We start from the raw sequence: 12986 nt of genomic DNA, 5'->3' as shown, positions 1-12986 counted from the left end.
AGCGAGGATAGCCGTACTCGCAAGGACCACCCAGAAAATGGTATAGACCCAGCTTCTAAGCTGGGGACCATGACCGCTGAGCAGCTGATCTCCTTTGCCCGTGGCGCTCCGTCGCTGGACATCGTCGACGTGGAGGGCCTGAAAGCCGCCGCCGCACGCGCTTTCGACGCCGACCCGGCCGGTGTGACCGCCTACGGCACCTCCGTCGGTTACCTCCCGCTGCGGAAGTGGATCGCCGACAAGCACAACGTCTCCGCCGACCAGGTCATCGTGACGAACGGTTCACTCCAGGCGGACGCGTTCCTCTTCGGCCACCTGGTGCAGCCCGGTGACGATGTGGTCGTGGAGAAGCCCACCTACGACCGCACCCTGCTCAACCTGCAGAACCTCGGCGCCAAGGTGCACCAGGTGACGCTGCGCGAAGACGGCATCGACATCGACGAGCTGCGCGGCCTGCTCGAGTCCGGCGTGCGGCCGAAGCTCGCGCACATCATCCCGAATTACCAGAACCCGGCTGGCCTCACGCTCTCGCTGGAGAAGCGGCAGGCGCTGCTCGCCCTCGCCGCCGAGTACGAATTCATCATCTTCGAGGACGACCCGTACGTCGACATCCGCTTCCGGGGCGAGCCGCTGCCCTCGATGCTGTCGATGGACTCGGACAACACGGTTGTGCACGCCTCCAGCTTCACCAAGACGGTCTGCCCGGGTGTCCGGGTGGGTTACCTGGTCGGCCCGGCCGCGCTGATCGACGCGATCGCGAAGAAGGCGACCAACCTCTACATCTCCCCGGGCATGGTCTCCGAGGCGATCGTTCACCAGTTCTGCGTCTCCGGCGACATCGAGAAGTCGGTGCAGACGGTCAGCGCGGCGCTGGGCGAGCGGGCCCGGGTGCTGGCCGAGTCGATCCGCAAGCACATCCCCGGCGCTACCTTCACCGAGCCGGACGGTGGTTACTTCCTCTGGGTCGACCTGCCCGCCGACGTGAACGTGGACAAGCTCTTCCCGGCCGCCATGAAGAAGGGTGTCGCCGTCGTCAAGGGCAGTGACTTCCTGCTTGAGGGCGGTAAGAACTCGCTGCGTCTGGCGTACTCGGCGGTCACCGTCGACCAGATCGACGAGGGTGTGCGGCGCATCGCCGAGGCCATCGAAGAGGTCCGCGACTGAGTTTCGCCACGGCGGCTGGGGACAACCCGGCTGAGCTTCGCCGCGCCGGTCCGGGACAACCCGGACCGGCCCGGACCCGAACGGGTAGCCTCGACGGGTTTGGCGGACATCGCCGCGACCGGGGGAGGTTGGCATGGCTGAGCGGGAACAGGGAGCTTGGACACGTGGCCGGCCCCTCGGGAAACTCTGGGCCGAACGGATGCGGGCGATCAACCCGTTCCTCACCAACGGCTCGGATCACCCGGATCACCCGGATAACCCGGGTGCCACCACCGCGGTGGTGGACTGCGGCGTCTACGTGGCCGGCCAGCGGCTGCCCGGTGACTTCACCCCGGACCAGGCGCTGATCGAGGCATCCCGCAAGGACGGTTTCGTCTGGCTCGGGCTGCATCACCCGAGCGACTACGAGATGGCGGCGATCGCCCGGACGTACGGCCTGCACGAACTGGCCGTGGAGGACGCGGTCAAGGCGGAGCAGCGGCCGAAACTGGAGCAGTTCGGCGAGGTGCACTTCCTGGTGCTGCGTACCGCCCGGTACGTGCCTCACCAGGAGCTCACCGAGAGTTCGCAGGTGGTCGAGACCGGCCAGATGATGATTTTCATCGGGGAGCGGTTCGTCATCACGGTCCGGCACGGTGACGCGTCCGAGATGGCGCCGGTCCGGGCCGACCTGGAGACCCGCCGGGCCGCGCTGCTGGAGCAGGGTCCCTGGGCAGTCGCGTACGCGGTGACCGACCGCGTGGTCGACCACTACCTCGAGGTCGCCGACCAGGTCGAGGCTGACCTGGACATCATCGAGGAGGGCGTGTTCTCCCGGGACCGGACCGCCCCGATCCAGCAGATCTACCAGTTGAAGCGTGAGCTCGTGGAGTTCCGCCGCGCTGTGGTGCCGCTTCAGCGCCCGCTCGCCGCGATCACGTCCAGCCACGGCGTGGTGCCGAAGGAGATCCGGCGTTACTTCCGGGACGTGCAGGATCACCTGACCCGCACGGTGGAGCAGGTGTCCTCCTACGACGACCTGCTCAACTCGATCCTGCAGGCCAGGCTCGCGCAGGTGACCGTCGACCAGAACAACGACATGCGCAAGATCGCCGCATGGGCCGGTATCGCCACGGTCTGGACCGCGTTCGCCGGCATCTACGGCATGAACTTCGAATACATGCCCGAGCTCGGCTGGAAGTACGGATATCCCGGCCTGGTCGCGATCCTTTCGCTCATCACGGTCCTGCTCTATCGCGCGTTCCGCCGCAACGGCTGGTTGTAGCGATAATCGACGGGTGCATGAGCTGCACTCGTACCGGTTCTCGGTGCAACGTGTTGTCGCCGCGGTGGTCACCCACGACCCCGATCCGCCGCGGCCGCCGTTGCGCCGCGGTGGTGTGAGCGCGCTTGCCGGTCTGCTCGTGGCGGCGGTCGCGCTCGGTGCCGCTGCCGCATATGGCCTGTTCACCGGGCACAGCCGGACGGAGGCGACCGATCCAGGCGCGATCCTGCTGGAGCGGCGTACCGGCACGCGTTACGTCTATCTGCCGTCCGACGGCCGGTTGCACCCGGTGCTCAACTACACGTCCGGTCTGCTGCTGACCAGCGGTGATACACCTGAGTTGCGCACGATCGGCGCGGCGAAACTGGCGGAGGTGCCGCTGGGTGAGCCGCTCGGCATCCCTGGCGCGCCCGATGCGCTGCCGGCTGCCGGCGACCTTCTGACCGGGCCGTGGTCGCTCTGCACGGCCGGCCGGGCGACGACTCTGCTGGTCGGCGAGGCCCCGTCCGGCGGTCTGCCGCTGACCGGTGGGCTTGTGGTGCGGGCCGCTGGGCGTACCCAAATGATCTTTGAAGGTCGCAGCTATGCCCTGACCGATAATGAGCCGAATCTGGCGGCCTGGCCGGTGCCCGAGGACTGGCTCGGCGCGATCCCTGCCGCGCCCGGCCATCCGGCCGGAAATCCCCGGCCAAGCGACGCTCCAGCAAGTGCGTGCGTCACCCTTGCGGGTGATCAGACCCAGGCCGGGGTACGCGTGAACGCCACGTTCCGGTCAGGCGCTGTGCACGTGCCGAGGGGCAAGGGGGCGCTCGTCTCGTCGAACGGTGACGAGATTCACCTCGTGACCGATTCGGGACAGCGCTTCGAGCTGGCCGGAGCTGACCTGCTGGGCAAGCTGGGGTACGCGGGAGTCACACCGCTCCGAGTGCCGGAGCGGTTTCTCGCACAGCTGCCGGCCGGGCCGGCCCTGGATCCTGTCCGGGCCGGCCGAGCCTGACGGCCTAATGCTTACCGGGGGTTCTGCTTGGTCGGGTCGCTGACGGTGCCGTTCGCCGTGGTGTAGACGATCGGCTCCACCGGCTCGAAAGCGGCGTCGTCGGACGGGCGCGACGCGGGCGCCGGCTCGTACTCGTCCCACTGGGACTCGCTGCGACGACGAGCCACGTACGCGGCGCCGAGGCCGACAGCGGTGCCGAGCAGCGCGTAACCGGCGAGCTTGCCCTTACGGCTCTTCGTGCGGCCGGTGGCCTTCTCCGCCTTCTTACGCAGCTTCTCGACGTTCTTGCGTTCCGCCTTGAGCTGCTTCTTCGTCTGCTTCTTGGTGGTCTTGCCAGCCTGCCGGACATTGTCCGTGGCCGCCGTGACCAGCGGGGTCAGCGCGGCGAGCGCGGTGTCCCAGCTGTCGGTCGCGGCGCCCTTGGCCTTGCTGGCCGCCGGCTGGACCCTGTCGCGAGCCGCATTGATCTTTGGCGCGACGGTTGCGCTCGTCTCGCTCGCGGCGATCGACGCAGCGCGCTTGAAATGATCCACGCTCTGGCCGAGCTCGTTCCGCATCTTGGCCTTGCGGTTCCTACGACGCAATGTTGCGAACACCGGTGCCCACCTCCTGTGGTCGTCTCCCAGGCCATGTTGCCTTCTCGGGTACCCCCGCGCGGCCGGATCCCCGACATGGGGGAGGATCCGAATTGCACGAGAGCAGTTCCATCACGCAGACGGGAGTACCCGTGGCAGAGAACATTTACGCCACCCTGCACACCAATCACGGCCCGATCCGGATTCAGCTGTTCCCGGATCACGCCCCCGCGACCGTCCGCAACTTCGTGGAGCTGGCCGAGGGAACCAAGGAGTACAAGGACCCGCGTACCGGTCAGCCGGGCACCGGGCCGTACTACGACGGCACCGTCTCGCACCGGGTCATCGCCGGCTTCATGGTCCAGATGGGTGACCCGACCGGTACCGGTCGCGGCGGCCCGGGCTTCCAGTTCGGTGACGAGTTCCACCCGGAGCTCAGCTTCGACCGGCCGTACCTGCTCGCCATGGCGAACGCCGGCCCGGGCACGAACGGATCACAGTTCTTCATCACGGTGGCGCCGACCCCGCACCTGAACCGTCGCCACTCGATCTTCGGTCAGGTTGCCGACGAGCAGTCCGCGAAGGTCGTGGACTCGATCGCGACGACGCCGACCGGACCGGGCGACCGGCCCCGCGAGGACGTCGTCATCGAGCGCGTGGAGATCGAGCGCTCCTGACGCTCAAGGTACCTTTGGTGCCATGAGTGAGGCTCCCTCGACGGCTCCGACGTGCTATCTCCATCCGTCGCGGGAGACGCTGATCAAGTGCAGCCGGTGCGAACGTCCGATCTGTACCAGTTGCATGAATGACGCGTCTGTTGGGCATCAATGTCCGGAGTGCGTCAAAGAAGGACGTCGCGGCCAGCGGCCGGCACGCACCGCCTTCGGGGGGAGCCGTGCCGGCCAGCTCGGCTACGTGACGATCTCGATCATCGTGATCAACTCACTGGTGATGGTCGCGTCCGCGGTCATCGGCGGCGTGGGGGCGATCGCGGGTTCAAGCCAGTGGTTCGGCCTGCTCGGCTCCGGCACCTCGGTGACCGACTGGGGTGAGGTCCTCGGCCTCGCGCTGTACCCCGACGGCCAGCTGCACGGCATCGCCAACGGCGAGTGGTACCGCCTGGTCACCGGCATGTTCCTGCACTACGGCGTGCTGCACCTGCTGCTCAACATGATGCTGGTGCTGCAGCTCGGCCGTTACCTCGAAGCGCAGCTCGGCCCGCTGCGGTTCGCCGCGCTCTACCTGCTCGCCGGCTTCGGGGGCAACGTCGCGGCGTACCTGTTCCAGGCGCCGAACCAGCCCTCCGCAGGTGCCTCGACCGCGACGTTCGGCCTGGTCATCGCGGTCATCGTGGTCAATCGGCGGATGATGCGCGACTCCAGCCAGCTAGTGCCACTGCTGGTTATCAACCTGATCTTCACCTTCACCGTGCCGGGCATCTCGATCGCCGGCCACCTCGGTGGTCTGGTGGCGGGCGCCGCCGCGAGCGCCGCCCTGGTGTACGCGAACCAGCCGAACCGTGCGGTGAAACAGGCGATCGGGTGCGCGGCGATCCTGCTGGTGCTCGTGATCGCCGCGGTGGTCCGCACCCAGAGCCTGCTGAGCTAGAGCCTTTGTCCTAGGTCCGCAGGTCGGCCAGCTGGGTCACCACGTCCTCCGGAAGGGCTCCCAGGTCGTTCGCGCTGTACAGGTACAGGGCGTCACCCGCGTCGATTTCGAGCATCTCGGATCGCAGTCCACGACGGACGGTGCTGTCCACGCGTACCCTCTCGATCTTTGACCAGGGCAGGTGCTGGCGGCGGGCGATTCCGGTGACCACCGTGACGCCTTCCGAGTCCGCCGTGAGGCGGACCGGAACCAGCAGATCGCGCAGCGCCCACCCGGTGACGACGACCGCGACCGCGCCGGCGAGGACCCATCGGACGGTGTCGCCCTCGGCGAACGCGGCCGCCAGAACCAGCGCGGCGACCGCGCCCATCAGCTTCGTGACCGGGAGGACCGGCTTGACGCGCCATTGCATCTGACAACTATGTCAGCGCGTCACAGAATGATCGGCACCACAGTCGCCGTGCGGGTGTAATTCGATATTCAGCGGGGTCCCCCGACTCCTCATCCGTTCATACGGCGTTAATCAGCACATGGACGTGTTCGCCAGTACGTTCCACCAAGCCGCAGTTGCCGGATCGGCCAGTCCGGCCGCGAACCGGCACATGACGATCTTCCGTAGTTGTGTCGATCAGGACGACGCCGCCGTGCTGGTGGCCCGCTGCGCCCGGCCGGGCGCGCCGCTCTCCGGCGACTACTTCCTGCTGCTGACCCACCGCCGACTGGTGGTCATCCAGGAGACCCGGGCGCTGCACCGCCAGCGCCTGCATCTCAACGCGAACCTGCGCCACCTGAGCAATGTGACGTGGCGCCTGGAGACCTCCAAACCGGGCATCGAGCTGGCTGCCACGGCGGTGGACGGGGTGCGTGAGCGGCTTCGGCTGCGGCTCGTCGACACCGAGACGGTGTGGCGTGTCGAGGATTTGCTGCGGCAGAGTTTCCACGGTCGGCGGATTGAGCCGGCGCCGGCTCTCGCTCGTGTCTCCGCTTTCGCCTGACGCTTACAGAAACTCGTGTCTCCGCTTTCGCCTGACTCTTACAGAAATTCGGTGATTGATCGGCGCAGGCCGGTCGGATCCAAGCCGTGTTCGCGGGCGTGGTCGCGCCAGGTGCCGTAACGGCGTACCTCGGTGGCTCCGACTCCGAGGTGCAGGGATCTTCCGTTGACTTTGGCGGCGCTGGTTCCCGCTAGGTAGGGCTCGACAACCACTATTTCCTGATTTGTCAGGTCGCTGTCGATGCTCCACGGCCTCGGCGTATTCAGGTAGAGCACTGTCACGTCGAGGCCGTCGGTCGCCTCCATCACCGGATCGAGCATCGGCCCGACCGCGACGACCAGGGTCCTACCCCGTTTCAGTACGCTGCCGTTCGCGTACGCCCGCCGGTTCTCCTGCGCGGACAGGCGTACGTAGACCCGGTCGTCGTGCCGGGCCGCCGCACGCAGCAGCCCCGGCACCTCGTCGCGGTGACCCGGCACGTGCACTGTCCAGCCTCCAAGGGTGTCCAGCAGCGCCACGTCGCCCGGCGACTGATGCGTGTATCCCTCGGCTGCCGCGTCGAACGACGCCCCGATGCTGACCAGCACCGCGCCGGCGTCCTGGTGTCCCAGGTCCAGCTTGATCTGTTCGTAGGCCCGGTCGATCAGGAATGGGGCGTACGAGTGCAGGAACGGCCGCATCCCGGTCAGCGCCAGCCCGCCGCCGACACCGGCCATCAGTTGCTCGCGGATGCCGACGTTGAAGACGCGATCGGGGTGGCTTTCCAGCGCGGTCGCGAACGCGTCCCCGGAGATGTCCGCGATGACGAGTGCGGTACGCGGGTCCTCATCGAGGATCGCGGTGGTGGTGGCGACGAATGCTTCACGCATGATCTTCAACCTCACTTCTGCTCGACGGTGGCAACGACGAGGTGTGGTGTTTTTTCGTGCTTTCGCAGGGCGGTTTCGATGGCGTCGTGATCGCGCCCGTTGACCCCGTCGAAACTCCAGCCCGGGAATCTGGTGTGAATGCCACCGGCCCAGCCGTGTGTCGAGGACTGGTTGTCGATGACGATCACGGTCATCGGCAGCTGGACGGCAGCGGCGTACGCGATGGCTTCATGATTCGATCCCTCGTCCAACTCGGCGTCGCCGACCAGCACAAACGTCCGCGTACGGTCGAAGCCCTGCGCCCGCAGCCCGAGCGCCGTGCCGACAGCGAGGCCGAGCCCGTGCCCGAGCGACCCGGTGCCGACCTCGACGCCCGGGATCAGCACGCGGTCCGGATGGTGCCCGAGCGGGCTGTCCCAGCTGCCGAGGTCGTCGAGCCACTCTTCGGGGATGAAACCCTTGGCGGCGAGCACCGCGTAATAGGCAGCCGGCCCGTGCCCCTTCGACAACAGGAACCGATCCCGGTCCGGCTCGTCGACGGTCTCCGGGCTGATTCTCAGCACCCGGTCGTAGAGCACCCAGAGCACATCCAATGTGGAGTGCGCACTGGGCGCGTGCTTCGCGTCACCGGTGATCCGGCTCAGAAGCGTGTGCAACGGATTGATAGGTGCGCTGGTGGCGGTCATGTGTCTAGGCTGCAGGTTGAAGTTCACTTCAGCTCAAGCTTTTCGGGAGTGCCAGGATGGAATCGCTAACCATCGGCGAGTTGGCTGTTCGTAGTGGTGTGGCAGCTTCCGCCCTGCGTTTCTACGAGCGCGAGGGCCTGATCCACGCCAGCCGAACGGGCGGCAACCAGCGAAGGTACGACCGCGCTGAGCTGCGAAGAGTGGCGTTCATCAAGATCGCCCAGCAGGTCGGCGTGTCGCTGGACGAGATCCGCGAGGCACTGGCGTCGCTGCCCGAGAACCGCACGCCGACCAAGGGCGATTGGTCACGTTTGTCGGCGCGGTGGAGGCACCGCCTGGAGGAGCGGATTTCCGTGCTGGAGCGGCTCCGCGATCAGTTGACCGGGTGCATCGGGTGCGGGTGCCTCTCGCTGCAGCGATGCAAGCTCGTCAATCCGAGCGACAGGTTGGCCGGTCGGGGCGCCGGTCCGCAGATGGTGCTCAATCCGCCGGGCGACTGATTTTCGTACGCGGTAAGCGTGGCGGTCGATCGCCAGCGGCGGCCGGTTGTGGTCACGGCCGGTTGCGCCGGTTGGGGGCTCGAGCCGCGGGCCGGGCACACGGTTGAGGGCTTGAATCGCGGACCGGGAGCACACGGTGGGCTTTGGGGCCGGACCGAGTGCGGGGCGGCAGGGCGGGTTCGGGAGCACACGGTGGGCCCTGGGATGGGGAGTCGGGCGCGGAGCAGGGACGGGGGCACACGATCGCTCGGATTGGTGTGGATGGGGGCACACGGTTGCGTTCCGTGCGACTTCATCACGGCCAGGGCGTTGATGCGGGCACACGTTGGCGTTCCGTGCGACCTGATCCACCGCGCGCGGGCCTTGCCGGCGTCAAGCGCACCCGGCGTGACGAATGTGGGTGCGGGCTGGGTCGCTTTGGTCGAGACCCGCGGGACGACCTCGCCGGGCCGCTGTTCGCGGGCGCAACGCCTCGCCCGCCCGGACCGGCGTGACGACCCGGGCCACCACGCCACGTCGGGCGGGCGCTGGTGTCCCAACCCCGCGCGGAAAGCCGCCGGACGGCCCGCGCGGAAAGCCGCCGGACGGCCCGCGCGGAAAGCCGCCGGACGGCCCGCGCGGAAAGCCGCCGGACGGCCCGCGCGGAAAGCCGCCGGACGGCCCGCGCGGAAAGCCGCCGGACGGCCCGCGCGGAAAGCCGTCGGACGGCCCGCGCGGAAAGCCGTCGGACGGCCCGCGCGCACGTGATTGCGAGCCCGGCCGTGCTCCGGCAGCAACGACGCCGGGCGGCCACAGCGCAGGTGGATCGTGCGGGAGGCCGCCGAACGGCCCGCGCGGGGAAAGTCGCTGGACGGCCCGCGCGCACGTGATTGCGAGCCCGGCCGTGCTCCGGCAGCAACGACGCCGGGCGGCCACAGCGCAGATGGATCGTGCGGGAAGCCGCCGAAGGGCCGGCACAATCACCCCACGCCGACAGCGATGGCCGCCGGACGGCCCGCACCCGCACCCGCACCCGCACCCGCGCCTGGCACCGGCAGCAGTGACGCACCCGGACGGCCTGGGCCGACCGGGTGCGGCGCGTTTGACGAGGTGGGACCTCAGCGCTCACCCCGTACGAACTAAAAAGCGGAGGACGTGGGATTCGAACCCACGAAGAGTTTCCCCTTACCGGTTTTCAAGACCGGCGCCATCGGCCACTAGGCGAGTCCTCCCGTGTTGCTGCATCAGTTTGCCACCCGCCCGAGTTTCTTGTCGTACCGGTGGGGCAGAGTCGGCTTCATGCGCGCGATCGTGATCGAGGACAAGCGGTTGGTGTGGGCTGAGGTGGCTGACCCGGAGCCGCGGGATGGCGAGGTCGTCGTCGACGTGACCGCCTCCGCGGTGAACCGGGCTGACGTGCTGCAGCGGCAGGGTTTTTATCCTCCGCCGCCGGGCGCGCCGGATTATCCGGGGCTTGAGTGCTCGGGGGTGATCAGCGCGATCGGGCCCGGTGTGACCGGTCGTCATCGCGGCGAGCGGGTGTGTGCGCTGCTTTCCGGCGGGGGTTATGCGGAGCGGGTGGCCGTTCCGGCGGGGCAGCTGCTGCCGGTCCCGGCCGGATTGTCGCTGGTTGAGGCCGCGACCCTGCCCGAGGTGGCCTGCACGGTCTGGTCCAACGTGGTTGACCGTGACCGCCTGCGCACCGGTGAGACGCTGCTGGTGCACGGCGGCGGCAGCGGCATCGGCACGTTCGCGATCCAGCTCGGCGTGGCGCTGGGCGCCACCGTGATCGTGACGGCGCGGGCGGAGAAGCACGAGCGGTTGCTCGCGCTGGGCGCGTCGCTCGCGGTCGACTACAAAAACGACGATTTCGTACGCGCGGTGCACGACTTCACCAAGGATCGTGGCGCCGACGTGATCCTGGACATCGTCGGGGCGAAATATCTGGCCCGCAACATCGAGGCGCTCGCTCCGGACGGCCGGATCACCGTGATCGGGATGCAGGGCGGCCGCACCGCGGAGCTCGATCTGGGCGCCCTGATGGCGAAACGCGGCCGCATCTCGTCGACGTCGCTGCGAGCGCGGCCCACCGAGGACAAAGCACGGATCGTGGCCGGCGTGCGTGATCAGGTGTGGCCGCTGATCGCTGCGGGGCTCGTCAAGCCGATCATCCACAGCACGTTTCCGCTCGCTGAGGCGGCCGAGGCGCAGCGGCTGATGGAGTCAAGCGATCACCTCGGAAAGATCGTCCTGCAGCGTTGAAAACCCCGTCGACAACCCGCCGACAGCCCGTCAACCACCCGCCGACAGCCCGTCAACCACCCGCCACCAGCCCGTCGACCACCCGCCGACAGCCCGCAGACAGCCCGCCGACAACCGGCCGACAACCCGCCGATGGCGACTTGATCACTCGTTAGGAGGAAGTATTCCAGACGCATATGTCCGATAAAGTTGGATATGCGGCGAGTCGTGACCGCGTTTCGCCACGTTCAACCCCAGCATGGACGGACAGCGCGTCCGTTGGTCGCGCTGCGTATCCGACCGCTGGGGGACTTCGTGACGTACGCACCGCACCGTTCCGCACCGCCCCTCGTCGAGGATGTGGGGGACGTCGAGGACGACTTCTGGCTGGAACCCGGCACATCCGTGTTGCGGGCGAAGCTCTGGATAGCCGGCGGCATCATCGCGGTCGTCGCGCTGATCTCGTTCGGCGTCTGGGCCGTGGTGACCGCCGATCACCGTCCCACCGCGGTCACCACGAACGTGCCGGGAGGAGCTATGGCCGGCCACTTCGAATTCGCCGTCGACGGCGTCCGATGCGGCCTCGACTCGGTCGGCCCGGACGGCATGGAACAGCGAGCGACAGGCCATTTCTGTCTGCTCGATGTATCGGTGAAGAACGCCGGCACCGAACCGGAACTGTTCGACAGCGGCTCGCAGCGGGTTTACGACAAAAACGGCGTAGCGTACGCCGCCGCGGATCAGGCCGCGGTCTTTCTCAACGATCACAGCTCGACGCTGCTGAACGAAATCGCGCCCGGCGCGACGGTTACCGGCGTGCTTCCTTTCGACGTGCCTACCGACGTTGAGCTCGTCGAGGTCTCGGTGCACGGCGCCTTGTCGACACCGGGGGTGCGCATCACTCTCCCACCGGCCGGGTGACCGCAGCACGTTTATCTTTCCGAGATCGGGGGGATCAATTAGCTGAATCCTGCCCCGGCTCAATCGATGTTGTGTTGGCATGGTCCACGGAATACGCATGGTTGTCCGGGTTCCCATTGCTCACCTTCAACGGAGGCAAAAGCGCGGCAAGCAGTTCCGCCGCGCTGATGGGATTCGCGTGAGTGCCCCGGGCCTATTTCGGAGGCAACACTGCACGGTTCGTCCACCCGCCGGGTGCTGACCGCTGGCGCGCTTGCGCTCGCCGTCATCGCACCGGCGCTAGATCCCGCCGAGCACGCCGCGGAAGCGAAACCCGCGCCCCTGCCGGCCGTACCGGAAGTTCCCGACTCCCCGATCCGGACTGGAATCCCGGATTTCACCACGGGTCTGCTGCAGGAGCGGATGACGGCCCAGACGCGGGCGTCCCGTTCGATGCCGCGCCGGCCCGGGATCCGCTCTGTTCCGAACGTTCGCCCGGTGGGCTCTCCGGTATTCCGGCGTCCAGTGGGCACAACACCCGGCCGGATGGTCCGAGCAATCCCCCCGAAGCGGGCCGTAGCTCCGCAGAGCCGGGTCGCGACCGCACAAAAGGCCCAGAAAGCCCAGAAGGCCCAGAAAGTCGCCGTCCAGCGCAAGCGGGTGACCGTTGCGAAGCGCGGTGCCGTCTCGGTACGCACAACGACCCGCAGCACCGCGATCCGTCGTCTGCGGGCCGGTGCCGGCCGGGACATGCGTGCGGTCCTGGCGTTCGCCCGGTCCCAGGTCGGCAAGCGGTACGTCCGTGGCGGTGAAGGGCCGGGCGGATTCGACTGCTCCGGCTTCACGAAGCGCGCCTACGCACGGGCCGGCGTGAGCCTGCCGCACTCGTCGGGGGCGCAGGCACGCCGCGCGCGTACCGTCGACCGCTCTCAGGCCCGTCCTGGCGATCTGGTGGTCGGTCCCGGGCACGTCGGCATCTACATGGGTCGCGGCATGATGATCGACGCCGGCAACAGCCGAACCGGGGTGGTGTACCGCAAGGTCTACCGCGGTCTGCGAGTGGCGCGCGTGGGGAAATGACCCTGCCGAGAGGCAGATGACCCCTGGACAAGCAGCGGGCACCCGCCGGAAGACGGGTGCCCACTCGCTCGACCGCAACCGGGCGCGGGGATCTCTGCCGCACGCACCCGGTCGGATGTCTGACAGAA

At 68.0% G+C, this 12986-nt stretch carries 14 protein-coding genes and 1 tRNA gene; 10 read left to right on the top strand and 5 right to left on the bottom strand.

Annotated features, from left to right (window positions below; all coding sequences use genetic code 11):
* Positions 1–69 precede the first annotated feature (69 nt).
* The 3 genes from ACQP2E_RS38005 (at position 70) to ACQP2E_RS37995 (ending at position 3425) form a co-directional block, all read left to right on the top strand.
* Entirely contained in the window at positions 70–1164 is a 1095-nt protein-coding gene (locus tag ACQP2E_RS38005) for a PLP-dependent aminotransferase family protein (protein WP_433827755.1), read from the top strand.
* 133 nt (positions 1165–1297) lie between these two features.
* Entirely contained in the window at positions 1298–2428 is a 1131-nt protein-coding gene (locus ACQP2E_RS38000; RefSeq protein WP_433827754.1) for a magnesium and cobalt transport protein CorA, read from the top strand.
* A gap of 13 nt (positions 2429–2441) precedes the next feature.
* Complete coding sequence (locus ACQP2E_RS37995) at positions 2442–3425, top strand: type VII secretion protein EccB (protein ID WP_433827753.1); 984 nt, start codon at positions 2442–2444, stop codon at positions 3423–3425.
* Positions 3426–3436: 11 nt separating this feature from the next.
* Here ACQP2E_RS37995 and ACQP2E_RS37990 read toward each other — a convergent pair whose 3' ends face one another.
* Positions 3437–3982 carry a hypothetical protein gene (locus ACQP2E_RS37990; protein ID WP_433827752.1) on the bottom strand — a complete coding sequence of 182 codons (546 nt, stop codon included), beginning with the start codon at positions 3980–3982 and terminating at the stop codon, positions 3437–3439.
* Positions 3983–4152: 170 nt separating this feature from the next.
* On the opposite strand from ACQP2E_RS37990, the gene ACQP2E_RS37985 reads away from it, so the two are divergent.
* Complete coding sequence (locus ACQP2E_RS37985) at positions 4153–4677, top strand: peptidylprolyl isomerase (RefSeq protein ID WP_111651055.1); 525 nt, start codon at positions 4153–4155, stop codon at positions 4675–4677.
* A 22-nt stretch (positions 4678–4699) separates the two neighbouring features.
* Positions 4700–5608: a rhomboid family intramembrane serine protease gene (locus ACQP2E_RS37980; RefSeq protein ID WP_433827751.1), complete on the top strand. Its 909-nt coding sequence runs from the start codon at positions 4700–4702 to the stop codon at positions 5606–5608.
* 10 nt (positions 5609–5618) lie between these two features.
* On the opposite strand, the gene ACQP2E_RS37975 is transcribed toward ACQP2E_RS37980, so the two are convergent.
* Positions 5619–6020, bottom strand: a complete 402-nt coding sequence (locus ACQP2E_RS37975; RefSeq protein ID WP_433827750.1) for a PH domain-containing protein — start codon at positions 6018–6020, stop codon at positions 5619–5621.
* 118 nt (positions 6021–6138) lie between these two features.
* Here ACQP2E_RS37975 and ACQP2E_RS37970 point away from each other — a divergent pair, with 118 nt between their 5' ends.
* On the top strand, positions 6139–6603 hold the full coding sequence (locus tag ACQP2E_RS37970; protein WP_433827749.1) for a hypothetical protein: 465 nt from the start codon (positions 6139–6141) through the stop codon (positions 6601–6603).
* Between the two features lie 38 nt (positions 6604–6641).
* Here ACQP2E_RS37970 and ACQP2E_RS37965 read toward each other — a convergent pair whose 3' ends face one another.
* Both ACQP2E_RS37965 and ACQP2E_RS37960 read right to left on the bottom strand, forming a co-directional pair.
* Positions 6642–7472: a transketolase family protein gene (locus ACQP2E_RS37965; RefSeq protein WP_433827748.1), complete on the bottom strand. Its 831-nt coding sequence runs from the start codon at positions 7470–7472 to the stop codon at positions 6642–6644.
* Between the two features lie 11 nt (positions 7473–7483).
* A complete protein-coding gene (locus tag ACQP2E_RS37960; RefSeq protein WP_433827747.1) occupies positions 7484–8158 on the bottom strand; it encodes a thiamine pyrophosphate-dependent enzyme in 675 nt (224 codons plus the stop codon).
* 56 nt (positions 8159–8214) lie between these two features.
* Between ACQP2E_RS37960 and soxR the strand changes: the two genes are divergently transcribed.
* Entirely contained in the window at positions 8215–8658 is a 444-nt protein-coding gene (soxR, locus tag ACQP2E_RS37955; protein WP_111651060.1) for a redox-sensitive transcriptional activator SoxR, read from the top strand.
* A 1126-nt stretch (positions 8659–9784) separates the two neighbouring features.
* Here soxR and ACQP2E_RS37950 read toward each other — a convergent pair.
* Positions 9785–9869, bottom strand: a tRNA-Ser gene (locus tag ACQP2E_RS37950).
* Between the two features lie 67 nt (positions 9870–9936).
* Here ACQP2E_RS37950 and ACQP2E_RS37945 point away from each other — a divergent pair.
* The 3 genes from ACQP2E_RS37945 (at position 9937) to ACQP2E_RS37935 (ending at position 12858) form a co-directional block, all read left to right on the top strand.
* Positions 9937–10899 (top strand): NAD(P)H-quinone oxidoreductase, encoded by a 963-nt coding sequence (locus ACQP2E_RS37945; protein ID WP_433827746.1) that lies wholly within the window; start codon positions 9937–9939, stop codon positions 10897–10899.
* 294 nt (positions 10900–11193) lie between these two features.
* Entirely contained in the window at positions 11194–11799 is a 606-nt protein-coding gene (locus tag ACQP2E_RS37940) for a DUF4352 domain-containing protein (RefSeq protein WP_433827745.1), read from the top strand.
* 525 nt (positions 11800–12324) lie between these two features.
* Entirely contained in the window at positions 12325–12858 is a 534-nt protein-coding gene (locus ACQP2E_RS37935; RefSeq protein WP_433827744.1) for a C40 family peptidase, read from the top strand.
* Positions 12859–12986 lie beyond the last annotated feature (128 nt).

The organism is Actinoplanes sp. CA-015351 (assembly GCF_050955685.1).
Classification (GTDB): domain Bacteria; phylum Actinomycetota; class Actinomycetes; order Mycobacteriales; family Micromonosporaceae; genus Actinoplanes.
Note: the sequence above shows the minus strand (reverse complement) of the source record. Positions and strands in the feature narration are given on the sequence as shown.